General features: G+C 57.4%; 24 protein-coding genes. All 24 read right to left on the reverse strand.

Annotated elements, in window-relative coordinates:
- Window positions 1–27: 27 nt before the first annotated feature.
- Window positions 28–1,062 carry a fatty acid desaturase family protein gene (locus AC3WK5_RS11170; RefSeq protein WP_256585108.1) on the reverse strand — a complete coding sequence of 345 codons (1,035 nt, stop codon included), beginning with the start codon at window positions 1,060–1,062 and terminating at the stop codon, window positions 28–30.
- 50 nt (window positions 1,063–1,112) lie between these two features.
- Window positions 1,113–2,219 (reverse strand): fatty acid desaturase family protein, encoded by a 1,107-nt coding sequence (locus AC3WK5_RS11175; protein WP_103314853.1) that lies wholly within the window; start codon window positions 2,217–2,219, stop codon window positions 1,113–1,115.
- Complete coding sequence (locus tag AC3WK5_RS11180; protein WP_103314854.1) at window positions 2,212–3,351, reverse strand: sterol desaturase family protein; 1,140 nt, start codon at window positions 3,349–3,351, stop codon at window positions 2,212–2,214. The genes AC3WK5_RS11175 and AC3WK5_RS11180 overlap by 8 nt, the downstream gene beginning before the upstream one ends.
- The gene (locus tag AC3WK5_RS11185; protein WP_054594843.1) at window positions 3,351–3,968 is read right to left on the reverse strand and encodes a phosphatase PAP2 family protein; all 618 of its coding nucleotides are present in this window, start codon (window positions 3,966–3,968) and stop codon (window positions 3,351–3,353) included. The genes AC3WK5_RS11180 and AC3WK5_RS11185 overlap by 1 nt, the downstream gene beginning before the upstream one ends.
- Window positions 3,965–5,248 carry a F390 synthetase-related protein gene (locus tag AC3WK5_RS11190; protein ID WP_103314855.1) on the reverse strand — a complete coding sequence of 428 codons (1,284 nt, stop codon included), beginning with the start codon at window positions 5,246–5,248 and terminating at the stop codon, window positions 3,965–3,967. Before AC3WK5_RS11190 ends, AC3WK5_RS11185 begins: the two co-directional genes overlap by 4 nt.
- On the reverse strand, window positions 5,245–6,051 hold the full coding sequence (locus AC3WK5_RS11195; protein ID WP_054594845.1) for an MBL fold metallo-hydrolase: 807 nt from the start codon (window positions 6,049–6,051) through the stop codon (window positions 5,245–5,247). Before AC3WK5_RS11195 ends, AC3WK5_RS11190 begins: the two co-directional genes overlap by 4 nt.
- Window positions 6,044–7,060, reverse strand: coding sequence for an NAD-dependent epimerase/dehydratase family protein (locus tag AC3WK5_RS11200; protein WP_103314856.1), 1,017 nt, complete (start codon window positions 7,058–7,060; stop codon window positions 6,044–6,046). Before AC3WK5_RS11200 ends, AC3WK5_RS11195 begins: the two co-directional genes overlap by 8 nt.
- Window positions 7,057–8,064: a 3-oxoacyl-[acyl-carrier-protein] synthase III C-terminal domain-containing protein gene (locus AC3WK5_RS11205; RefSeq protein WP_103314857.1), complete on the reverse strand. Its 1,008-nt coding sequence runs from the start codon at window positions 8,062–8,064 to the stop codon at window positions 7,057–7,059. The genes AC3WK5_RS11200 and AC3WK5_RS11205 overlap by 4 nt, the downstream gene beginning before the upstream one ends.
- 529 nt (window positions 8,065–8,593) lie before the next feature.
- Window positions 8,594–10,426, reverse strand: a complete 1,833-nt coding sequence (glmS, locus tag AC3WK5_RS11210; RefSeq protein WP_103314858.1) for a glutamine--fructose-6-phosphate transaminase (isomerizing) — start codon at window positions 10,424–10,426, stop codon at window positions 8,594–8,596.
- A 1-nt stretch (window position 10,427) separates the two neighbouring features.
- Window positions 10,428–11,204 (reverse strand): DeoR/GlpR family DNA-binding transcription regulator, encoded by a 777-nt coding sequence (locus AC3WK5_RS11215; RefSeq protein ID WP_103314859.1) that lies wholly within the window; start codon window positions 11,202–11,204, stop codon window positions 10,428–10,430.
- A 213-nt stretch (window positions 11,205–11,417) separates the two neighbouring features.
- The gene (glmU, locus tag AC3WK5_RS11220) at window positions 11,418–12,785 is read right to left on the reverse strand and encodes a bifunctional UDP-N-acetylglucosamine diphosphorylase/glucosamine-1-phosphate N-acetyltransferase GlmU (RefSeq protein ID WP_103314860.1); all 1,368 of its coding nucleotides are present in this window, start codon (window positions 12,783–12,785) and stop codon (window positions 11,418–11,420) included.
- 117 nt (window positions 12,786–12,902) lie between these two features.
- On the reverse strand, window positions 12,903–13,328 hold the full coding sequence (locus AC3WK5_RS11225) for a F0F1 ATP synthase subunit epsilon (RefSeq protein WP_054594851.1): 426 nt from the start codon (window positions 13,326–13,328) through the stop codon (window positions 12,903–12,905).
- 45 nt (window positions 13,329–13,373) lie between these two features.
- The gene (gene atpD, locus AC3WK5_RS11230) at window positions 13,374–14,753 is read right to left on the reverse strand and encodes a F0F1 ATP synthase subunit beta (RefSeq protein WP_019694391.1); all 1,380 of its coding nucleotides are present in this window, start codon (window positions 14,751–14,753) and stop codon (window positions 13,374–13,376) included.
- 27 nt (window positions 14,754–14,780) lie between these two features.
- Window positions 14,781–15,641, reverse strand: a complete 861-nt coding sequence (gene atpG / locus AC3WK5_RS11235; protein WP_054594852.1) for a F0F1 ATP synthase subunit gamma — start codon at window positions 15,639–15,641, stop codon at window positions 14,781–14,783.
- A 50-nt stretch (window positions 15,642–15,691) separates the two neighbouring features.
- Window positions 15,692–17,236, reverse strand: coding sequence for a F0F1 ATP synthase subunit alpha (atpA, locus tag AC3WK5_RS11240; RefSeq protein WP_054594853.1), 1,545 nt, complete (start codon window positions 17,234–17,236; stop codon window positions 15,692–15,694).
- 21 nt (window positions 17,237–17,257) lie between these two features.
- Window positions 17,258–17,794, reverse strand: coding sequence for a F0F1 ATP synthase subunit delta (locus AC3WK5_RS11245; RefSeq protein WP_054594854.1), 537 nt, complete (start codon window positions 17,792–17,794; stop codon window positions 17,258–17,260).
- A gap of 12 nt (window positions 17,795–17,806) precedes the next feature.
- Entirely contained in the window at window positions 17,807–18,277 is a 471-nt protein-coding gene (locus tag AC3WK5_RS11250; RefSeq protein ID WP_054594855.1) for a F0F1 ATP synthase subunit B, read from the reverse strand.
- A 58-nt stretch (window positions 18,278–18,335) separates the two neighbouring features.
- Window positions 18,336–18,593, reverse strand: coding sequence for a F0F1 ATP synthase subunit C (gene atpE, locus AC3WK5_RS11255; protein ID WP_019694395.1), 258 nt, complete (start codon window positions 18,591–18,593; stop codon window positions 18,336–18,338).
- A 133-nt stretch (window positions 18,594–18,726) separates the two neighbouring features.
- A complete protein-coding gene (gene atpB / locus AC3WK5_RS11260) occupies window positions 18,727–19,596 on the reverse strand; it encodes a F0F1 ATP synthase subunit A (RefSeq protein ID WP_054594856.1) in 870 nt (289 codons plus the stop codon).
- 16 nt (window positions 19,597–19,612) lie between these two features.
- Entirely contained in the window at window positions 19,613–20,020 is a 408-nt protein-coding gene (locus AC3WK5_RS11265; protein WP_054594857.1) for a F0F1 ATP synthase subunit I, read from the reverse strand.
- A gap of 148 nt (window positions 20,021–20,168) precedes the next feature.
- Complete coding sequence (locus tag AC3WK5_RS11270; protein ID WP_103314861.1) at window positions 20,169–21,041, reverse strand: ParB/RepB/Spo0J family partition protein; 873 nt, start codon at window positions 21,039–21,041, stop codon at window positions 20,169–20,171.
- A 9-nt stretch (window positions 21,042–21,050) separates the two neighbouring features.
- Window positions 21,051–21,848, reverse strand: coding sequence for a ParA family protein (locus AC3WK5_RS11275; protein ID WP_019694399.1), 798 nt, complete (start codon window positions 21,846–21,848; stop codon window positions 21,051–21,053).
- A gap of 18 nt (window positions 21,849–21,866) precedes the next feature.
- Window positions 21,867–22,511, reverse strand: a complete 645-nt coding sequence (gene rsmG, locus AC3WK5_RS11280; protein ID WP_103314862.1) for a 16S rRNA (guanine(527)-N(7))-methyltransferase RsmG — start codon at window positions 22,509–22,511, stop codon at window positions 21,867–21,869.
- Entirely contained in the window at window positions 22,508–24,406 is a 1,899-nt protein-coding gene (mnmG, locus tag AC3WK5_RS11285) for a tRNA uridine-5-carboxymethylaminomethyl(34) synthesis enzyme MnmG (protein ID WP_103314863.1), read from the reverse strand. The genes rsmG and mnmG overlap by 4 nt, the downstream gene beginning before the upstream one ends.
- Window positions 24,407–24,740: the final 334 nt, after the last annotated feature.

The following is a 24,740-nucleotide window of genomic DNA, read 5'->3' on the forward strand; positions in this document are numbered from 1 at the left end:
GGAGTGAAGGCTGAAGGTCCTTCACGTTTAAACATCCGCCCCTTTGTTCGCGCCCATCGCACTGAGGAACCGCTGTTGGAGCCTCAGCATTTCACTGGGCCCGATACGCTGGTACTCAAGGCCGAAACGTGGAGCAACCTCGCTGATGAGCTGGCTTAAGGCCGGATAATGCCGGTGGCTCCAGTGCGGGAACAGATGGTGTGTCAGGTGCAGGTTGGCCCCGCCGAGCCAATACCCCAGCCAGCGCGGCGTTGTCTGCCAGTCAATGGTGGTAGAAAACACATGGCGATACCGGCCGTGGGGTAATACGCCACTTTCCGGCGCCTGGTAAAACTTCGCCTTCGCCCAATGAGTACCGATGATCAGCATCACGAACAGCAACGAGGAGAGCATTTGACTGCCCAGGTAAACCAGCACGATGTCGAGCGCGCTGATGGTCGCTGGTAAAACCCGGAGCGGGATCAACAGCGCCAATACCAGGTGCGTGCCTTTGCCAAACACAAACACACTCCAGCCGCGCACGCCGTGTTGCGCCATTCGCCTGGTCACCGGCGTTTGCCCCGCCCGGTCCAACCAGTCGAACAGAAAAATGTAATAAGGGAAGGTCATGGCCGCAACCAGTGGCCAGTAAAAGCGCTGCACCCGCATAAAGGGCTTCCAGCGCTGGAATGGGGTCTGGCGTAGAACACCATTGGGCTCAATATCGAGGTCGTAGCCCTCAACATTATTGTGCCCGTGATGAAAAATAACGTGCCGCACTCGCCAACAATCAGGATCAAGACCCAGCGGTATGCTGACCAGGCAATTGAGCCAGCGATTGGCCCTGCGTCGTTTGAAAAACGCATTATGGGACGCATCATGGACCACGTTGACCGTGATAAACATGGCCGTAAATATGAAGCCGAAGTAATAACCGCAGTAAGCCCACCCTGTGGATTGCTCCAGGCTCATGCCGTAAAACCCGGCACATAGCAGCACCAGCACCAGTAGCTTGGCGATCATCCAGGTATCGGCGAAACGATGATCATGGTGCGCCGCCAGATAGTCGCTGGCCGCCTGCATCAGTGCTTTATGCACATCAGCGTCATCGCGCTGGAATGCTAGCGGTTTCATTATTGGGGCACCTTGTCCATGGACGTCTCCTGCCCCATCTGGCGCAGGAACTGTTGCTGTTGCCTCAGCAGTTCGCGATAGCCAATACAGCGATAGTCCATGCCGTGTTGCACCGCCAACTGTTCAATGATCGCCGCCAGCGCGGGGTAATGACGATGACTCCAACCGGGGAACAGATGATGGGTCAAATGGTAATTCAGCCCACCGGTGAAATGGCGCAGCCAGGGCGGCGTGGTCAGCCAGTCGCAAGCCGTAGAGAAATTATGTCGATACCAGCCATGGGGCATCACCGCCGTATCAGGCGCACGATAAAACTGCGCCTGTGCCCAATGCGTACCAAGCAGCAAGTAAACCACCAACAACGACGCACACATCTGGCTCACGGCATACGCCAGCAGCACCGTCGACCCACTGATGCCATTGAGCTGACAAACAGCCAACGGCACCCCCAGCACCAATAGCAAATGGGTAACCTTGCTGACGACAAACAGCGTCCAGCCCCAGCGGCCCGGCAACACGTCTTTTGACTTGAGTGGCGTTTTTCCTAATCGATCCGACCAGTCAAATATCCAGGCGACATAGGGCAGCGACAACGCGGCGATCACCGGCCAGTAAAGGTGTTGATAGCGCATGTGTGCACGCCAACGCTGGAACGGAGTCTGTCGGAAGATGCCGTTCTCTTCCGTATCCAGGTCGTAATGTTCGACGTTGGCGTAGACGTGGTGAAAATCGACATGGCGCACCCGCCAGTAATCCGGATCCACACCCAACGGCAGCGTGACCAAGCGCCCTACCAGGCGGTTGGCCCAAGGTGCACGGAAGAAGACGTTGTGAGAGGCGTCATGATTGACCACCACGTTTAACAGCATTCCCATCATCACAAACAGGAAGTAGCAACCGACAAACGCCCACGCGTTGTGCTGCATCAGGCTCACGGCGTAGAACCCCGCGCACAACACCAGCAACACCAAGGCCCTGGCGAGCAGCCAACCATCGGCATAACGGTGGTCATCTGCCAGATAGGCGCGAGCCGCGCGCTTGAGTGCTTGATGAAAGGCCTGCTCGCCATCGGCGGGAAAAACCAGGGGCCTGAGCGACTCAGCCATGAGATTGCTCCACCGCAGGCGCAGCGTCGGATCGCCGCCGGGTGCAAGACCACAGCACCGCTACTCCGTGCACCCCAAGCGAGACAAGCACGACCTGCCAATACCCCTGTGACCACCTCAGCAGCCCGAGAAACAGCATTGGCAGCCCCAATGAAATTGCCAGCCACCCCATTACGCTCCAGGCGCGCCCTTGCACCATGCCCGCCAGCGCCACCGGTCCCAGCGCCAACAAGGTGAACAGCGCGACTTGCGGCCAATGAACGTTGGTGTAGCCGTAGCCATATTCATAGACATAGGCAATCACCCCGACAAACACCAGCAGCGCACCACTGAAAACGGTCAGGTTCGAGCAACGCCAGCGTCCCCCTTCATCGGACACGCTCACCGGCATGCGCATGTAACGCAACAACGGCAGATTGCTCGCCCAGAATGGGTTCGCAGACGGTTTGGCGCCACCCACGCCATAGTCGAACGGCGCTTGCGGCAGGCTGGGACAAAACGTGCCGAACAGTTTGTCCCAGAAGATGAAACTGCCGCCAAAGTTCTTGTTCGAGTAGGCCATATCTTTGACGTGATGTACCCGATGGTGGGCAGGCGTGACGAACACCGACTCCAGGACTCCCAACCTGGGCGTCAATGCACTGTGATTAAACAGTTGAATTGTGTAATGCAGGATGGACACCGTGACAAACACCGACAACGGTACGCCCAGCACAGCCAACAGCATAAAGAATGGGATGGAGGTCAGTGACGAGTACCAAGAGTTGCGTACCCCCAATGACAGATTGAAATGCTCGCCCTGATGATGAACCACATGCACCGCCCACAGCACACGCAAGTAGTGGTGTGCCCGGTGCAACCAATAAAAACCGAAGTCCCAGGCAAACAGTGCAAATACCCAAGTCAGTACCGGTGGCCATGACTCAAACAGCGAGAGGCTGAAGTGGCTGGTGACATAGCCGTAACAGGTGATTTCCAGTCCACGGAACAACCACAGCATGAGATGGCCGGAGTTCAGGTTGAACATCACGTCATGCCAGTTGACCACGTCACGCTGGCGCCACTGCACGACCAGCATCTCGCCAATCACCACCAGCAACATGAACAGGATGGGGAACGCCAGATCAATCATCACGCCACTCCTCTGACCGCACGATAGCGAATCAAACCAACACACCGCACCAGCCATCCAGCCACCAGTGCCAACAACGTACCGCTGACCAGGTCAATCAACAGGTGTCGGCGTAACTGCAGGATCGAAAAGGCAATCGCCACAGCCCATAGGATGAACAACACCGTTCTCACTTTGTGCCTTTCATCGCCAACTGCCCATACGGCCAGCACCGTCAGTGCCATGTGCAATGACGGTAAGCAATTTTGCTTTGAGTCGAACTGTGTTAATGCACTCAACACTTCAGAACTGAGGGTGGTGCCGTGATCGAGCGGATAGACCATGGTCGTCGGCCACAACACATAAACGACCCCCGCCCCTATCGCAGTCAGTTGCATGGCCCTGGCCAACCATTTAACCCGATCAAGCGGGGCAAGCAGGTAAGCCAACGCAATCATGATGAAGAACGACAGGTACAACCAAATGGCGTGCGGGCTGAATGGGATCAGGCGATCAATCAATGAGGGCGAGATGACAGTCCCCGCGTCTTGAAGACGGTCAGAGAGGTTGTAAACAACCCCCACAGATCCCCAACCCAGCAGCATGTGCCACAACCTTGGAAAGATTGCCTTGATCATGGATTCACCTGCCGAATGATTCGTCGTCTTTTCTGATCGAACGCTGGCATCACGGTCTGTACCGTCAGTTGCCACTCCAGTGGTTCGGTGGCGATCCCCTGTTGCTCGAACACTGCCACGAGTTGCGCGTGACACTGTGCCAACTCCTGTTGTGAACAGTCGGCAACGAGCTGTAAACGATGTTCGGCCTGTTGAATCAACCGGTAATCACTGGTCAGCGGCAACGCGTTGGCAATGGCCCGCGTGCACAGATCGGCAAATATCACCTGCGGCGTCCCCTGGCGATTGAGCAACAACAACTGGTCATCGCATCGACCTTCTATCCGTTCAATGGCCATGGTCGCTTGCCCGCACGGGCATGGGGTGGCCTTCCTGACCAGTACATCATCGAGCCGGTAGCGCACGATGGGTTGTGTGCTACGGGTGAAATCGGTGATCAACGGCGTAAAGCGATGCTCATCGATCCACTGTGGCTCGATGTAGAGAAACTCTTCATTCAAATGCAGCGTGCCATGGGAACATGAAGCTGCCAGAAAACCCTCGGTGGCCTGATACACCTCACCGATGTCAGGAAACACCTGCTCCAGTATCCGTCGATCATGCATGTCCAGGACTTCGGCTACCGAGATCACTTTCTTGACGTTGAGGGCCAGTTGCTGATCGAGGACCGCGAGCGCAAGCGCCCTCAACACCTGGGCCGGCGCGACAATGATCGTCGGTGCCTGCTGCTGCAAGCGCGGCAGTTGCGCCGGGAAAGGCGCAAACAGATCGTAGAACTCCAGGCTCAGCCAGCGGTTGTTCACGCTGTGGTAGAGGTTGTTGTCCGCACGTAAAAACAGCGCGACGCGTTCACCGGCAAAAATACCTTCGGGCAGCATCTTTGCCAGCATGCCACCGGCCCAGACCTGTTGCTCCCGCTCACTGACGACAAACACACCGCGCTGCCCCGACGTGCCAGACGACAACCCAACACTGTAGGCGCCGACCGTGGGGGTGAAGTCGCGTTCGGTTTCGCTGCGTCGGGCACACGCCAGTAACTGATCGCGCTGCAATTGGGCGGTGTTCATCTGGTCGAACTGCGCCATCATCAGCGCCTTATCCATCAGCGGCCACTCGGTCACCGACAGCGTGCTGTAAGGGCGAAAATAGGGACTCTGTGCAAGGACCCGTCGAGCGAAGCGCTTCAGCTGTTTTGCCTGATAGGCTTGCAGCACCGCGCGATCGGTGAAGCTCAAACGCTGGGTACGAAAGTAGTGCCAGAGGGTCTTCACCGGAATCATAGGTCGCCCTCATGACACAGACGGATGTCGACATGACCGGCCGCCCACAGCTGGTTCAGTCGGCGGAGCGTGTCGTAATAGACGCGGGAATCATCCATCAGCAAATTGGCCAATACCGAGGGTCCGCGCAAGGTTTGATAGCTCTGGGCAGACCATCCGGCGTCACTGGCCAACAACGTCCAGCCTTCGTCGGTGAGAATGAATGCGCCGATATGCCCCGCCGCATGGCCTGGCAAAGGCACCAGGAAGATCTGCCCTTCACTTCCCGGCAGTTCAAAGCCGTGATCGAAAGGCGCCAACTGCTCAGACAAGCCCACCCGTGCAAAACTCTCCATAAACTGCAGTCGTGCTTCAAAACTCTCCGGGATCAAGCCGGGAATGAAGGCCTGCTTCAGCGCCGCAAACCCACGCAGTGTCCGGGTTTGTTGCCAACCCTGGCCCGAGCAGATGAAATTGGGCTGGCTGAAATCGCGCAGCCCGGCAATATGGTCGGCATGAAAATGCGAAAGGATCAGCCCCTCGATGTCATTGCCCGCCAAGCCTGCGCTGCGCAGTTGCTCGAGCAATGACTCGCGTGGGTCGAAGTACACCGGAGTGACCTGACGGTACACACGAAAGAGGCCGGACTGCGTCTGCTCCTGGAAATGCGTCGAGTAGCCGGTATCCCATAGCCAGCGACGACTGCCTACCTCCAGCAGATAAGCCCGGGCCGGGAACTTACACACGCGCAGACCGGCCCCGCGTTGTGCCATGCAGGCGATATGGGTGCAGTAGCCCACCTCGAATTGGGTGACTTTAGCCATGAGCCGCCGCCCCCTGTTGCCTGAACCAGGCACCTGTTTGCTCGATCCCCTGCTCCATCGTGTAGCGTGGCGAGTACCCCAGTTCCTCAGTGGCGCGCACCTGGCTGAGTGTCATATCGAAATTCAACGCGGCGACGCTGTAGCGCGTCAGTTGCGGCTCTTTGCCCGTAGCGCAGCTCAGTAGCTCCAGCCCGCCGGCCAGTGCGTGCAAGAGCGGGTAGGGAATCGCCTGCAACTGATAGCGCAGGCCCAACTGTCCATGGAGCAAAAGATGCAGCATGTCAGCCAAGCGCATCGGCTGATGGTTGGTGATGTTGTAGGCCGCCCCGGAAGGCAAAGGGTTGTTTCGGCTCGCCAGGTCCATGGCGTGCACCACGTTGAGCACAAAGGTCAGGTCCAACAGCGCTTTGCCGCCGCCGGGAAGGCGCAACACGCCGCGATCGTGCTCAAGCCGGCTCAGCACCCTGGGCAGGATCACCCGATCATGTGGGCCGAACAGGCCACGGGGCCGCAAGATTACGTAGGTGGTGTCCGGATAGCGCGGCACCAGCGCCTGGATGGCCTGCTCCGCCGCGTACTTGCTGGCGGCGTAATGGTTGGCAAACCGTGGGGCGCGGTAGCTTTCGACAATATCTTGATGATGCTGGAAATCAAAGTAGATCGAGGGCGTGGAGATATGAACAAAACGCCGAACACCGGCACGCCCCGCTGACTCAGCCAGTTTTTGCGTGGCAACCACGTTCGCCTGGTAGAAATCTTCCCGGCGACCCCACGGCGAAGACTTCGCGGCGCAGTGCCAGACCGCATCACACCCGCTCATCAATGGCTGGCATTGCTCAAGGCTTGCATGGGTTAAATCCAACGCCGTAAAGTCGGCGCCCAGCTCACGCAGGGCGTTACCAACCTGGGTGTCGCGACCGGTGGCATGCACCGCATGACCGGCGTCGAGCAGCCACTGTGCTGCATTTCGCCCAAGCCCGCTGGTGGCGCCGGTCAGCAGTACCTTCATGGCAGCAGGACCATGCCGGCCAAGGATAAACCAGCCGCTGTGCCGATGAGCATAGCCGGCTCGGCGCGATTAAACCGTCCACTGGTGACCGCCGCGTGCAATGCCGTGGGGATCGATGCGGCCACCTGGTTGCCGTGATAGCGGTAGATATCCACCAACACGCTGGAAGAGACATTCAGGCGTCGACGCATATGCTCCAGCGACAGATGGCTGGCCTGATGCGGCACCACCGTGGCGATTTGTTCCAGGGTCAACCCGCTCGCCCCCAACAGACGAGCCAGGTAGTCCTCGATCAACGCCGAGGCTTGCCTGAACAATTGCTTGCCGCGCATCTGGAACAGGAAGTCGCGGTCGGTCATCCCCGCGCGCGGATTGCGTCGTGTGCCGCCCGCCCGTATCTCACAGAGTCCGCTGCTTTGGGGGTGCGTTTCAACCAGGCTGGCGAGGATCCCACTGGTGCCATCGCCCCGTTCAACGATGGCGCACGCTGCACCGTCGCCGAAAATCAGTGAGGATTCTTCATCGTCCCAGTCGATCCCGCGTGACGCCAGGTCGGCCGACACGATCGCGATGCGTCGGTAGGTGCCGGCATTTAACAGCCCTGCGGCGACCTGTAGCGCCGAGATAAAGCTCACACAGCTGCTATTGATGTCGAAACCGGGGGTGCCGGGCGCCAGCTGGGAGACCTTTAGGATGTGCACCGCCGTGCACGGCAATGCCTGCACGGAAATCGCCGAAGCCGAGATCAGCAAGTCGATTGATGCGGAGTCGATACCCTGGCGGTCCAGGGCGTCGTGAAGAGCGGCTGCCGCCAGCTCTGCCTGGCAGGCATCATCCGAGGCATGATAGCGATAGATAATGCCCGAACGCTTCTCGACATAGCCCGCGGGCTTGTTCAACAACCGATCAAGGTCGACCGAATCGACGCGATTGGGCGGTAGCGCCACGCCGGTGGCGATGATCTTGAGGGGAAGCAATGCGGGCGATGAAAACGGTGACTTCATTAAATATTCGACCTTGAATTCAGCAATGAAGGACGGAAGGCCGACAGACATCGGCACCGAAGTTGTTACTGCGCAGGGAGGAAAAACCGGAATTCGGCGAGGTCTTGCTCAGGGCACCGCGGTGGATAACCCACTCGGCGCGCAGCGCACAGACCACTAGAACCCACGAAAAAGACCCCAGCCAGCATATCGATTCCATCCATGGTGTGAGCGCTTGTTAGTTGTTGAGGAGACAGCGGGTATTTATAAAAACGAAGGAGCTTAGTCAGCCAAGGAGAGACGATTACCTCAAGTGCAGACACGGAAAAGTGTGGGAACTGTTCTCGAATGTCTATGACGTTTTCGGAAAAGTATTACATCGTACTCAGCGCGACGGAAACCTGATGAGCGGCGAGACCAAAAAAATGAAAACCCTTTTTATTTAAAGGGTTTTCATTGTGTCGTACTTAATGACTACTGTGTCAGACGTTAATTATTCTATGTCAGTGTGATTTATTGAAAACCACGAGCTCCTGATCGCCGCAATGACTTACTCCACCGTCACCGATTTTGCCAGGTTACGCGGTTGGTCGACGTCAGTACCTTTAAGCACAGCGACGTAGTACGAGAGCAGTTGCAGCGGAATGGTGTAGAGGATCGGCGACAGGATGTCGTGGATGTGCGGCATGTTGACCACATGCGTGCCTTCGCCATTGCTCATGCCGGCTTTTTCGTCAGCAAACACAATCAGCTGACCACCACGGGCGCGAACTTCCTGCAGGTTGGATTTCAACTTCTCCAACAGTTCGTTGTTCGGTGCCACCGTCACTACTGGCATGTCGTCGTCGACCAGCGCCAACGGGCCGTGCTTGAGTTCACCAGCCGGGTAGGCTTCAGCGTGGATGTAGGAGATTTCCTTGAGCTTCAGCGAGCCTTCCATCGCCACCGGGTACTGTGCACCACGACCTAGGAACAGCGTGTGGTGCTTGTCGGCGAACAGCTCGGCGACTTTTTCGACGGTGCTGTCCATCGCCAGCGCTTCGCCCAGGCGAGCCGGCAAGCGACGCAGTTCTTCCACCAGTTCGGCCTCCACGTCTTTGGACAAGGTGCCACGCACCTGACCCAGAGACAGGGTTAACAGCAGCAGCCCCACCAACTGAGTGGTGAACGCTTTGGTCGACGCCACACCGATTTCGCGACCGGCCTGGGTCAGTAGCGTCAGGTCGGACTCACGCACCAGGGAACTGATGCCGACGTTGCAGATCGCCAGGCTGGCAAGGAAACCCAACTCTTTTGCATTGCGCAGTGCCGCCAGGGTGTCAGCCGTTTCACCGGACTGAGAGATGGTCACGAACAACGAATCTGGCTGCACGACCACTTTGCGATAGCGGAATTCGCTGGCGACTTCGACCTGGCACGGAATCCCGGCCAGTTCTTCCAGCCAGTAACGCGCGACCATACCGGCGTGATAGCTGGTGCCGCAGGCGACGATCTGCACATTGCGGACCTTGGCAAACAGCGCGGCGGCTTGTGGGCCGAACGCTTGGACCAACACCTGATTCGGGCCAAGACGGCCTTCAAGAGTGCGTTGCACTACCGACGGTTGCTCGTGGATCTCCTTGAGCATGTAGTGACGGAACTCGCCCTTCTCGGCAGATTCGGTGTTATCGCGGTACTGCACCGCGTCACGCTCGACAACATTGCCGTCGATATCCCAGATCTGCACACTGTCACGGCGGATCTCGGCGATGTCGCCTTCTTCCAGGTACATGAAACGGTCAGTGACCTGACGCAGTGCCAGTTGGTCGGAGGCGAGAAAGTTCTCGCCCAGACCCAGGCCGATCACCAACGGGCTACCACTGCGAGCGGCGACCAGACGATCCGGTTGCTGCGCGCTGATAACGGCCAGGCCGTAAGCGCCGTGCAACTCCTTGACGGTGGCCTTGAGGGCAACGGTCAGGTCGGGGAGGTCTTTGAGTTTGTGGTTCAGCAGGTGGGCAATGACTTCAGTATCGGTGTCCGAGGTGAACACGTAACCCAGTGCCTTGAGCTGCTCACGCAGGGCTTCATGGTTTTCGATGATGCCGTTGTGCACCACCGCCAGATCGCCGGAGAAATGCGGGTGAGCGTTACGCTCGCACGGCGCACCGTGAGTCGCCCAACGGGTGTGGGCAATGCCGAGACGGCCAACCAGCGGCTCTTGCGCCAGGGCCTGTTCCAGTTCGCTGACCTTGCCCGGGCGACGCATGCGCTCGAGTTTTTCCCCGTTGGTGTAAACCGCCACACCGGCGCTGTCGTAGCCGCGGTATTCGAGGCGCTTCAGACCTTCGAGCAAAATAGCGGTGATATTACGTTCCGCGACTGCACCGACAATTCCACACATGCTATTTCTCCTGGCTGATTGCCGCGCATATCACGTTAATGCCGCGGGCCTGAATCTGATCGCGAGCCTCTTGCGGCAGGCGATCATCGGTAATAAGGGTATGGATGCTGCTCCATGGCAGTTCCAGGTTTGGAATCTTGCGGCCGATCTTGTCGGATTCGACCATCACGATCACTTCACGGGCCACATCGGCCATCACCCGGCTCAGACCGAGCAATTCGTTGAAGGTCGTGGTACCTCGTACCAGATCAATGCCATCGGCACCGATGAACAACTGATCGAAATCGTACGAGCGCAGGACCTGCTCGGCGACCTGCCCCTGGAATGACTCGGAATGCGGGTCCCAGGTTCCACCGGTCATCAACAACACCGGCTCGTGCTCAAGTTCGCCCAACGCATTGGCGACGTACAACGAATTGGTCATGACCACCAGGCCCGGCTGTTGGCCAAGTTGTGGAATCATTGCCGCCGTGGTGCTGCCACTGTCGATAATGATCCGCGCATGCTCACGAATCCGCGCCACCGCGGCTTGGGCAATGGCTTGTTTGTACAGGGAAACGGATTGGCTCGGGTCATTGACCAACTCTTGGGGCATGGTGATCGCGCCGCCGTATCGGCGTAACAACAAGCCATTGCTTTCAAGCGCCGCCAGATCTTTGCGAATTGTAACTTCCGAGGTTTCAAAACGCTTAGCCAATTCATCCACACTGACTTCGCCCTGCTCAGTCAGCAAGGCAAGGATATTATGGCGACGTTGTGGTGTATTGCGCTTTGACATGAGCTGGTAAGTTTCGATTCGAAAGATAACGAAAGCAATCAAAACCTATCGGCGAAACCTCGTCAAGCCGGCACACGAAAAAAGATCTGTGGATAAAAGCATCGCGGGCAAGCCTTGCTCCTACGGATCTCACCGTCTGTAGGAGCAAGGCTTGCCCGCAATGGCTATCTCACCAGCGCCACAGATACACGTCCCGAACGATCTGTGGATAACTCAGCTCTTCTGGACTTTCACCGGACGCTTCCAGCCATCGATATTCTTCTGTCGAGCCCGACCAACGGCCAACTGGGACTTATCCACAGTCGAGGTAATCGTCGAACCTGCCGCAGTGGTCGCGCCGTCCAGGATATCCACAGGCGCTACCAACGAGTTGTTGGAGCCAATGAATACGTCTTCACCCAGGACGGTCTTCCACTTGTTGACGCCATCATAGTTGCAGGTGATGGTGCCGGCGCCAATGTTGGTCCGCGCGCCGACTTCGGCATCTCCCAGATAGGTCAGGTGGCCGGCCTTGGCACCTTCGCCCAGATGGGCATTCTTCAGTTCGACGAAGTTACCCACATGCGCGCGGGCTTCCAGCACAGTACCCGGACGCAAGCGCGCGAACGGACCGGCATCGCTATCCTCGCCCAATACCGCGCCTTCGATGTGGCTGTTGGCCTTGATGACCACGCCCTTGCGCAGGGTGCTGTCCTTGATCACGCAGTTCGGACCAATGACCACGTCGTCTTCGATGACCACGCGACCTTCGAGAATCACGTTGATGTCGATCAGCACATCACGGCCGACAGTCACTTCACCGCGCACATCAAAACGCGCCGGATCGCGCAACGTCACGCCCTGGGCCATCAGGCGACGGCCTTCGCGTAACTGATAATGACGCTCCAGCTCTGCGAGCTGTTTGCGGTCGTTGGCGCCCTGCACTTCCATCGCGTCGTGAGGCTGCTCGGTGTCCACCACCAGACCGTCGCTGACTGCCATGGCAATCACGTCGGTCAGGTAATACTCGCCCTGCACATTGTTGTTGGAGAGCCGGCTCATCCAGTCCCCCAGATGACTGGCCGGCACCGCCATAATGCCGGTGTTGCCTTCAGTGATCATACGCTCGGCTTCACTGGCATCCTTGTGCTCGACGATAGCGGTCACGCGCCCATCAGCATTGCGCACGATACGGCCATAACCCGTCGGGTCATCGAGTTCGACGGTCAACAGCCCCATCTGCAGCGGCGCCACAAGCTTGAGCAGGCGTTGCAGGGTCGGGACTTCGATCAGCGGCACGTCACCATAAAGGATCAATACGGTATCGGCGGTAATGAACGGCACGGCCTGGGCCACGGCGTGACCTGTGCCAAGTTGCTGGTCCTGCAACACGAAGTTCAAGTCATCTGCTGCCAGACGCTCGCGTACCACGTCGGCACCATGACCGATCACCACGTGAATGCGCTGTGGATCAAGTTGGCGGGCGCTGTGGATAACATGGCCAAGCATGGAATTGCCCGCCACCGGGTGAAGCACCTTTGGCAGCGCCGAACGCATGCGAGTGCCTTGACCGGCAGCGAGAATAACGATTTCTAGAGACATGACTGGCAACCAATCCTGGGAGGTCAGCGGCTGCGACCAAGAGGTAATTTGCAGAAAAAGAAAAAGGGTAGCCGAGGCTACCCTTTTTAATCAATCACACAACAAGCGGGAGGCTTATCAGCCGCCGAACTTCTTGCGGATCTGCTGGACGGTGCGCAGCTGAGCTGTCGCCTCGGCCAGACGAGCGGCAGCGGAGCCGTAGTCGAACTCGGCGCCTCTTTCATGCAAGGCCTTCTCAGCAGCCTGAACGGCTAGCTGAGCGGAGGCTTCGTCCAGGTCGGCAGCACGTTGCACAGTGTCGGCAAGCACCTTGACCATGTTCGGCTGAACCTCGAGGAAACCACCGGAGATGTAAAACACCTCGGCTTCCCCGCCCTGCTTGATCAAGCGGATCGGACCTGGTTTCAGATTAGTGATCAGCGGAGCGTGACCCAGAGCGATACCAAGATCACCCAGCTCACCGTGCGCAATCACCATCTCGACCAGACCGGAGAAGATTTCCCCTTCCGCACTGACGATGTCGCAATGGACTGTCATAGCCATCTGCTTGCCTCAACCTAAATTAGCGCCCGTCGCCGGGCGCCTGGATTACAGTTTCTTGGCTTTCTCGATCGCTTCTTCGATGCCGCCGACCATGTAGAACGCTTGTTCTGGCAGGTGGTCGTAGTCACCGTTGAGGATGCCTTTGAAGCCAGCAATGGTGTCTTTCAGGGAAACGTATTTACCCGATGCACCGGTGAAGACTTCAGCCACGAAGAACGGCTGCGACAAGAAGCGCTGGATCTTACGAGCGCGGGATACCAACTGCTTGTCGGTTTCCGACAGCTCGTCCATACCCAGGATCGCAATGATGTCCTTCAGTTCTTTGTAACGCTGCAGAACATACTGAACGCCGCGAGCGGTGTCGTAGTGGTCCTGACCGATCACGTTCGGGTCCAGCTGACGCGAAGTCGAATCCAGTGGATCTACCGCTGGGTAGATACCCAGGGAAGCGATGTCACGGGACAGAACGACGGTGGCGTCCAAGTGGGCGAAGGTGGTCGCTGGCGACGGGTCAGTCAAGTCATCCGCAGGTACGTATACCGCTTGGATCGAGGTGATCGAACCGTTTTTGGTGGAAGTGATGCGCTCTTGCAGAGTGCCCATCTCTTCAGCCAGGGTCGGCTGGTAACCTACTGCAGAAGGCATACGGCCCAGCAGTGCGGATACTTCAGTACCGGCCAGGGTGTAACGATAGATGTTGTCGACGAACAGCAGAACGTCGTTACCTTCGTCACGGAACTTCTCGGCCATGGTCAGGCCGGTCAGTGCTACGCGCAGACGGTTTCCCGGCGGCTCGTTCATCTGACCGTAAACCAGTGCCACTTTGTCCAGAACGTTGGAGTCCTTCATCTCGTGGTAGAAGTCGTTACCCTCACGAGTACGCTCACCCACACCGGCGAACACGGAATAACCGCTGTGCTCGATGGCGATGTTACGGATCAGTTCCATCATGTTTACGGTTTTGCCTACACCGGCACCACCGAACAGACCGACTTTACCGCCCTTGGCGAACGGGCAAACCAGGTCGATAACCTTGATGCCGGTTTCCAGCAGGTCGTTGCCGCCAGCTTGTTCAGCGAAGGACGGCGCAGGACGGTGAATGCCCCAGCGTTCTTCGGTGTCAATCGGGCCAGCTTCGTCGATCGGGTTACCCAGTACGTCCATGATCCGGCCCAGGGTCGCTTTACCGACCGGTACGGAGATGGCTGCGCCGGAGTCCTTGACTTCCAGACCACGCTTCAAGCCCTCGGTGGAGCCCATCGCAATGGTACGAACCACGCCGTCGCCCAGCTGCTGCTGAACTTCAAGCGTAGTTCCGGCCGCGCTTTGTACTTCCAGCGCGTTGTAGATGCTCGGTACGCTGTCGCGTGGAAATTCCACGTCGATAACGGCGCCGATGATTTGAACGATACGTCCGCTACTCATAGCTGGATCCTCTGAATATTTGAACCGTTAAACCGCGGCAGCGCCGCCGACGATTTCCGAGATCTCTTGGGTGATCGCAGCCTGACGCGCCTTGTTGTAGATCAGCTGCAAATCGCTGATCAAGTCACCGGCGTTGTCGGTAGCGTTCTTCATTGCGATCATCCGCGCCGCTTGTTCAGCTGCGTTGTTCTCGACCACCGCCTGGTAGACCTGCGACTCCACGTAGCGGACCATCAAGCCGTCAAGCAGCTCCTTGGCATCCGGTTCGTAGAGATAGTCCCAGTGGTGCTTGAGTTCTTGATCCGGGGTCGCCACCAGTGGAATCAACTGCTCCACGGTAGGCTGTTGCGTCATGGTGTTGATGAACTTGTTGGACACCACGCACAGGCGGTCAATACGGCCGTCCAGGTAGGCATCCAGCATCACCTTGACGCTGCCGATCAGATCATTGATCGACGGCTCTTCACCCAGGTGGCTGATAGCTGCAACGACGTTACCGCCGAAGTTGCGGAAGAAAGCCGCACCTTTGCTACCAATCACGCACAGATCGATCTCGACGCCTTGTTCGCGGTTTACCGCCATGTCCTTGACCAAAGCCTTGAACAGGTTGGTGTTCAAGCCACCACACAGACCACGGTCACTGCTCACGACGACATAACCAACGCGCTTGATAGCACGCTCGATCATGAACGGGTGGCGATATTCCGGGTTAGCGTTGGCCAGATGACCAATAACCTGGCGGATGCGCTCCGCGTAAGGACGGCTAGCCGACATGCGCATTTGTGCCTTGCGCATTTTGCTGACCGCCACTTTTTCCATGGCGCTGGTAATTTTTTGCGTGCTTTTGATGCTCGCAATCTTACTGCGAATCTCTTTTGCGCCTGCCATGTAACACCTATCAGGTTAGCAAGCGGGAGCCTCTCGGCCCCCGCTGCGGCTTACCAGGTTTGGGTGGCCTTGAACTTCTCGATACCGGCTTTCAGGCCAGCGTCGATTTCGTCATTGAAGTCACCCTTCACGTTGATCTTCGCCATCAATTCGGCGTGATCGCGGTTGAAGTAAGCAATCATCGCCTGCTCGAAGCTACCGATTTTTGGAATCTCGATGTCTACCAGGAAGCCACGTTCAGCGGCATACAGGGACAACGACATGTCGGCAATGGACATCGGCGCATATTGCTTCTGCTTCATCAGCTCGGTAACGCGCTGACCGTGCTCAAGCTGCTTGCGAGTGGCTTCGTCCAGGTCAGAAGCGAACTGGGCGAATGCAGCCAGTTCACGGTACTGAGCCAGAGCGGTACGGATACCACCGGAAAGCTTCTTGATGATCTTGGTCTGAGCGGCACCACCCACACGGGATACCGAAACACCGGCGTTCACTGCAGGACGGATCCCGGAGTTGAACATGGCCGATTCCAGGAAGATCTGACCGTCGGTGATCGAAATCACGTTGGTCGGAACGAACGCGGAAACGTCGCCAGCCTGGGTTTCAATGATTGGCAGAGCGGTCAAGGAACCGGTCTTGCCAGTCACGGCACCGTTAGTGAACTTCTCTACGTACTCTTCCGAAACGCGGGATGCGCGCTCCAGCAGACGGGAGTGGAGATAGAACACGTCGCCTGGGTAGGCTTCACGGCCTGGTGGACGGCGCAGCAGCAGGGAAATCTGGCGGTAAGCCACTGCTTGCTTGGACAGATCGTCATAAACGATCAGCGCGTCTTCACCGCGGTCGCGGAAATATTCGCCCATGGTGCAACCGGAGTACGGTGCCAGGAATTGCAGTGCAGCCGATTCCGAAGCACTGGCAGCTACGACGATGGTGTTAGCCAAGGCGCCGTTTTCTTCCAGCTTGCGAACCACGTTGGCGATGGTCGATTGCTTCTGACCGATCGCTACGTAGACGCAGAAGATGCCGCTGTCTTTCTGGTTGATGATCGCGTCGATCGCCAGAGCGGTTTTACCGATCTGACGGTCACCGATGATCAGCTCACGCTGGCCACGGCCGACAGGGATCATGGCGTCAACAGCCTTGTAGCCAGTCTGTACAGGCTGGTCTACCGACTTACGCCAGATCACGCCTGGAGCAACTTTCTCGACCGCATCGGTCTCGGTGTTGTTCAGCGGACCTTTACCGTCAACTGGGTTACCCAGTGCGTCGACTACGCGACCCAGCAGTTCCTTACCAACAGGAACTTCAAGGATGCGGCCAGTGCACTTGGCGCTCATGCCTTCAGCCAGAGTCTGGTAAGAGCCCAATACAACGGCACCTACAGAGTCTTGCTCCAGGTTGAGGGCCATACCGTAGACGCCGCCCGGAAACTCGATCATCTCGCCGTACATTACGTCGGCCAGACCGTGAATCCGCACGATGCCGTCAGATACGCTGACGACAGTGCCTTCGTTACGGGCTTGGGAGGTCACATCGAGCTTTTCGATGCGGCCCTTGATAATTTCACTTATTTCGGAAGGATTGAGTTGCTGCATTGCTCTGCTGCCCCTTCAAACTCAAGATTTCAATGCTTCGGCAAGGTTCGCGAGTTTGCCGCGAACCGAGCCATCGATAACCAGGTCGCCGGCGCGGATGACAATGCCCCCTATCAGGGATTTGTCTTCCTCGACTTGCAGGCGCACTTCCCGGTTGAGTCGTGCACTGAGAACCTTGGCGAGTTTGTCTTGCTGTTCTTGGTTCAACGCGAAAGCACTGGTCACTTCAACGTCTACCGACTTCTCTTGTTCGGCCTTGTACAGGTCGAACAGAGCGGATATCTCCGGCAAAAGCGGGAGACGGTCGTTTTCGGCAACGACGTTGATGAAGTTCTGTGCCTTGGCATCAAACTTGTCGCCGCACACGTCAATAAACGTGGCGGCCTTGTCTGCGCTCGTCAGTCGCGGGGCCTTGAGCACGCGCTGCATGGTGTCGTCTTGCGACACTGCTGCAGCCAGGCCGAGCATGGCTGACCAAGAGGCCAGTTGCTGGTGGGCCTGGGCATGCTCGAAGGCTGCCTTAGCGTAAGGTCGGGCCAACGTGGTCAGTTCTGCCATGATCGCCCTCGCTTAAATTTCAGCAGCCAGTTTGTTTACCAGCTCCGCGTGCGCGTTTTGATCGATTGTGGCACCCAGGATCTTCTCGGCGCCGCCAACGGCCAGTGCACCCAGTTGGGCACGCAGCGCGTCTTTGACACTGTTCAGTTCCTGTTCGATCTCGGCCTGAGCCTGCAATTTCACACGTTCAGCGTCGACACGGGCTTTATCAACAGCCTCTTCGACGATCTGATTACCGCGCTTCTTGGCTTGCTCAATGATTTCGGCTGCCTGAGCTTTAGCTTCGCGCAGTTGTTGACCCGCTTTATCTTGGGCCAATTCCAGGTCGCGAGCTGCTCGGGCGGCAGCGTCCAGTCCATCCGCGATCTTCTTCTGACGTTCGTGCAAAGCCGCGATGACCGGAGGCCACACGAACTTCATGCAAAACAGTACAAAAATGAAGAACGCAACGGACTGGCCAATCAGGGTTGCATTAATGTTCACGCCAACACCTCGCTCGTTCGTTGTCCATCAGACTTGCTCAACTCGAAAATCCGAGTGATTAGTGAGCGAGTTGACCAACGAAAGGGTTCGCGAAGGTGAAGAACAGAGCGATACCAACGCCGATCATGGTTACGGCGTCGAGCAGACCGGCAACGATGAACATTTTAACTTGCAGCATTGGAACCATTTCTGGCTGACGCGCTGCGCCTTCCAGGAACTTGCCACCCAACAGGCCGAAACCAATTGCGGTACCCAGTGCGCCCAGGCCGATCAACAGTGCAACAGCGATAGCGGTTAGACCAACTACAGTTTCCATCTTTCCTCCCGACTTTTACGTCGTATGGTTTAGGTTTTTTAGATTAAAGCGGTAAAACAAATCGTTTCATCGAGCCCGGTACGGGCCCCCTCTCGCCGAGGCGAGAGGGACATCAGACTAGCCGAAGCCGGTCTTAATGGTTCTCTTCGTGCGCCATCGACAGGTAGACGATGGTCAGCATCATGAAGATAAACGCCTGCAGGGTGATGATCAGGATGTGGAACACAGCCCACGCCCACTGCAGCACAATGCCCAGGCCGCTAAGCCAGAGCAGGCCGCTGCCGAACATCACGGCGATCAGGATAAACACCAGCTCGCCAGCGTACATGTTGCCGAACAGACGCAGTGCCAGCGAGATTGGCTTGGCAATCAGCGTCACGAATTCCAGCAGGAAGTTCACCGGAATCAGCAGCGCCTGAACAAAAATGTTCTTGCTGCCGAACGGGTGCAGGGTCAGTTCGCCGATAAAGCCGCCGATGCCCTTGATTTTGATGCTGTAGAAAATGATCAGCGCGAACACCGAGAAGGCCATGGCCAGCGTAGCGTTCGGGTCGGTGGTCGATACGGCGCGGAACGGAATCTCGTGGTTGCCGGAAATGGCCGCAGCCAGTTGCGGGATCCAGTCGACCGGTACCAGGTCGATGGCGTTCATCATGAACACCCAGACGAAGATGGTCAGTGCCAAAGGTGCAACCACCGGGCTACGGCCATGGAAGCTGTCTTTCACGCTGCTGTCGACAAATTCGACCAATACTTCAACGAAGTTCTGCAAGGCACCTGGTACGCCGGAAGTCGCCTTCTTCGCCGCCATGCGGAAAAGAAGAACGAAGATCAGCCCCAACGCGACCGACCAGCCGAGGGTATCGACGTGGAAAGCCCAGAAGCCCATTGCCTTGGCTTCTGCTGCGGTGTGGGCAAAACCCCAGCCGCCGGTAGGTAGCTGACCGAAGGTCAGGTTTTGCAAGTGGTGCTGGATATAGCCCGAAGCGGATTCTGCTGCCATGGTTGCCTCAAACGCCCTAAGGTCTCGAAAGTCTTGTTCTCATCAGCAGGGGAGCGAACCAGCTGACCAGTTGGGTCAGCACGAAGACGCCGAATACAGCTAGCGGCGCCAGTGGCTTCACACCTGCGAACGTCAATGCAAAGAGCACTGCCGTCAAAATCAGTTTGCCTGCCTCGCCGGCATAAAAAGACCGGACAATGGCTTGAGCTGCTCGGGCGCCGGAAAACCGAAATGCCCTGTGAGCGAAATAAACATTGGGAAGCAAGGCTATCAGACCTCCGCAGAGTCCTGAGTATCCGGCTACGACTCCATGCCATCGCCAGAGCGCCGTCGCTGCAAGCAGCAAAACGACAAATTGCGCCAATAACACGGGAAAAACCGCCAAGCGATGGAACGGCAAGCGGTTTGGCGTGCGGGTTTCCATCACTTTTGCTCCTCAAAGGCCGGCTGCCAGAATTCAATAACTTGGCATAATTTGTGCCGACAAAATGCGCGCAGAGTATAGGGGCGGTTCAGCCCCTATTCAACTGTCAGGTAGTGATTTCGAACGTCGCGCTACATGAGGAAATGTTTCAGCGGATATGTGCGAGGACGCCTTGAAGCTCGTCAAGGGAGTTGTAGCCAATCACCAACTGCCCTTTGCCCTTCTTCCCGTGGCGGATCTGCACCGCAGAGCCTAGGCGCTCTGCCAGGCGTTGTTCGAGACGAGCGATATCCGGGTCCGGTTTCGAGGGTTCGGCGGGCGCCGGTTTACCACTCAACCACTGGCGAACCAGGGCCTCGGTCTGACGCACGGTGAGGCCACGTGCGACAACATGTCGCGCCCCCTCGACCTGTTGATTTTCCGGCAACCCGAGCAAAGCCCGGGCATGACCCATTTCCAGGTCGCCGTGGGACAGCATGGTCTTGATGACTTCCGGCAATGCAATCAGGCGCAACAAGTTGGCCACCGTCACGCGGGATTTACCCACAGCCTCGGCAACTTGCTGCTGAGTCAGCTGGAATTCCTGCTGCAAACGCTGCAGGGCGACCGCTTCCTCGATCGGATTGAGGTCTTCGCGCTGAATGTTCTCGATCAGCGCCATGGCGATTGCGGTTTCATCCGGCACATCGCGCACCATCGCCGGGATGGTTTCCTGGCCAGCCTGCTGGCTGGCACGCCAGCGGCGTTCACCGGCGATGATTTCAAAGCGGCCAGCACCGATCGGGCGAACCACGATCGGCTGCATCACGCCTTGGGCCTTGATCGACTGTGCCAGTTCTTCCAGCGCCTGGGGATCCATATCCCGACGCGGCTGGTACTTGCCGCGCTGGATCAGGTCCAGCGGCAGGTGTTGCAGCTCACGCTGATCGGCCTGCACCGCCAGCTCTTCAAGCGAACTGACGGTCGGACCACTCAGCAGTGCATCCAGTCCACGTCCGAGACCTCGTTTCTTGACGGCCATGGGGATTCCTTAAGTTGCCTGAGCAGCGGCAATGCGTGAATTTTTGCGTTGACGACGAACCATCTCGCCCGCCAGGGCCAGATAGGCCAGTGCGCCACGGGATTGTTTGTCATAGGCCAACGCCGGCATGCCATAACTTGGCGCTTCGGCCAGACGGATGTTGCGCGGTATCACGGTGTCGTACAGTTGCTCGCCGAAGTGTTCCTTGAGCTGCGCCGACACATCGTTCATCAGGCTCAGGCGCGGGTCATACATGGTCCGCAGCAGGCCTTCGATTTTCAGGTTCGGGTTCAGCAGCTCAGCGATGCGCTTGATGTTATCCACAAGGTCGCTCAACCCTTCGAGCGCGAAATACTCGCACTGCATGGGGATAATTACCCCGTCGGAGGCAACCAGAGCATTGAGCGTGAGCATCGACAGCGACGGTGGGCAGTCGATCAAAATGTAATCGTAGTTCTCACGGATCGGCGCCAAAGCGCTGCGCAGACGGCTTTCCTTCATCTGCATTTCCAGCAGAACGACTTCAGCCGCGGTTAAATCGCGGTTGGCCGGCAACAACTGGTAACCACCGTGTTCGGAAAAGTGCATGGCCTGGGCCAGATCGCATTCGCCGATCAACAGGTCGTAGACCGAGTTTTCCAGGCCGTGTTTATCCACACCGCTACCCATGGTGGCGTTGCCCTGTGGATCAAGATCGATCAACAACACCCGGCGCTTGGTCGCGACCAGGGATGCTGCGAGGTTGATGCAGGTGGTGGTCTTGCCCACACCACCCTTTTGGTTCGCTATCGCGAATACCTTAGCCATTCTTGCTTGTGTTCCCAATCATGCCCTGCGGCGCAGTATCAGCAGATGGCGTTGGCCTTGGCAACCGGGTACGGCCAGGGCGTGTTCGCTATCGAGGTGGAAGTCTGCCGGCAATGCTACCAGCTCATCGGCGGGATGAACGCCCTTCATTGCCAGCCAACGCGTGTCGCTATCGCCCAAGTGGCGAGTCCAGTTGCTGAAGTTCTCCATGCTGCTGAATGCCCGGGAAATAATCCCGTTGAACGGCAGTTCAGGCGTGAAGGCTTCGACGCGACTGTGGATAACTTGCAGGTTATCCAGTTTGAGTTCGAGTTTGACCTGAGTCAGGAAGCGGGTTTTCTTGCCGTTGCTGTCCAGGCACGTCACTTGCGACTCGGGAAACAGGATCGCCAGTGGAATACCCGGCATGCCGCCGCCACTGCCAACATCCAGCCAGCGACCGTTTTCGATGAAGGACATCACGCTCAGGCTGTCGAGCAGGTGCCGCGAAACCATTTCGTCCGGATCACGCACGGCGGTCAGGTTGTAAGCCTTGTTCCATTTGATCAACAGGGCCAGATAACCCAGCAGCTGCGCGTGCTGGGTTTCTGTCAGGCTCACACCGAGCTGGCGAGCACCTGTGGATAACTCTTCGGCATGTTGCGAGGTGACCAACGAACTCAAGCGCTTTGCTCCAACTGACGGCCCGCGCCGCGTTTTTTCAAATGAATCATCAACAGCGAAATCGCTGCCGGGGTCACGCCCGGTATCCGCGAAGCCTGGCCCAGGGTCTCTGGACGGGTCGCGCCGAGCTTGCTCTGGATCTCTTTGGAGAGACCGGAGATGTTCGTGTAATCGATATCCACAGGCAATTTGGTGTCTTCACTGGCCCGCAGGCGAGCAATTTCATCTTGCTGGCGGTCGATGTAACCGGCGTATTTGGTCTTGATTTCGACCTGCTCGGCGACCTGTGGATCTTCTGCACCGGCACCTGTCACCGAGATCAGACCAGCGTAGTCGATTTCCGGACGGGTCAGCAGGTTCAGCAAGTTGTATTCGTGGGTCAGCGGCGTGCCGAACTTTTCGGCAATCGCATCGCCCTGCTCCGTACCGGGGCGAACCCAGGTGCTTTTCAGACGTTGCTCTTCCACTTCGATGCTTTCGCGTTTTTTGCAGAAAGCCGCCCAGCGCACGTCGTCCACCAGACCCAGCTCGCGACCTTTTTCGGTCAAGCGCAGGTCGGCGTTGTCTTCGCGCAGGATCAAACGGTATTCGGCACGGGACGTAAACATCCGATACGGTTCCTGGGTACCCAGGGTAATCAGGTCGTCGACCAATACGCCGATGTACGCTTCGTCGCGACGCGGGCACCAGCTGTCTTTGCCCTGGGCACGCAATGCTGCGTTGGCCCCGGCCAGCAAACCTTGGGCCCCGGCTTCTTCGTAACCGGTGGTGCCGTTGATTTGTCCGGCGAAGAACAGACCACCAATAACTTTGGTTTCGAGGCTGTACTTCAGGTCGCGCGGATCGAAGTAGTCGTACTCGATGGCGTAGCCCGGGCGAACGATATGAGCGTTTTCCATGCCGCGAATCGATTGCACGATCTGCAATTGCACGTCGAACGGCAAGGATGTGGATATCCCGTTCGGGTACAGCTCGTGGGTGGTCAAACCTTCCGGCTCGATGAAGACCTGATGGCTTTCCTTGTCGGCAAAGCGGTGAATCTTGTCTTCGATCGACGGGCAGTAACGCGGGCCGATGCCTTCGATCTCACCGGCAGCAGAATACATAGGCGAACGGTCGAGGTTCGCGGCAATGATTTCGTGGGTACGCGCATTCGTATGGGTAATCCAGCAACTGACCTGCTGTGGATGCTGTTCCTTGTTGCCCATGAACGACATCACCGGGATTGGCGTATCGCCCGGTTGCTCGGTCATCACCGAGAAATCCACAGAGCGGCCGTCGATACGCGGCGGAGTACCGGTTTTCAAACGACCCACACGCAATGGCAGTTCACGCAGACGGTGAGCCAGTGCGATCGATGGTGGATCACCGGCGCGACCGCCGGAAAAATTCTGCAAACCGATGTGGATAAGTCCACCGAGGAAGGTGCCAGTGGTCAACACCACGGAGTCTGCGAAGAACCGCAGGCCCATTTGGGTGACAACACCACGCACTTGCTCCTGTTCGACGATCAGGTCGTCGGCGGCCTGTTGAAATATCCACAGGTTCGGCTGGTTCTCGAGAATCTCGCGTACAGCGGCCTTGTACAGAACGCGATCGGCCTGGGCGCGAGTAGCGCGCACGGCTGGGCCTTTGCGGCTGTTCAAGACGCGAAATTGAATACCACCTTTATCGGTAGCCATGGCCATCGCACCGCCAAGGGCATCGATTTCCTTGACCAGATGGCTTTTGCCGATCCCGCCAATCGCGGGGTTGCAGCTCATTGCTCCGAGGGTTTCCACGTTATGCGTCAGCAACAGGGTTTTTGCCCCCATACGTGCTGATGCAAGTGCTGCCTCGGTACCGGCATGACCGCCGCCGATGACGATCACTTCAAAACGGGAAGGGAAATCCACCACGCACCTCGTGCCTGCTTCAGTTGGGTAATCAGGAATAGTTTGAGCTCAGGTTTTCGGACCTGGTCGACAAGTATAGGGACTTCGCCCTTCCTAAAGAACCCTTTGCACAAAATTTAACCAGCTGTGGGTAAGTCACGGACAATAGAAATTAAAAAGAAAGAAATTTATTAAATCTTTGTTTTTATGTTTATTTCTATAGAGCAACTTTTCTGTGGATAGATCTATGTAGCCCTTTATTTTCAATGTGTACAGAGGAATGAAAGCCTGTGGTCATGTGCCAAGGAGGCCCTTGGATAACCGGTGTAAACCTGTGGATGAATGGGGTGGTTAT

This window comes from Pseudomonas sp. FW306-02-D09B (assembly GCF_058782685.1).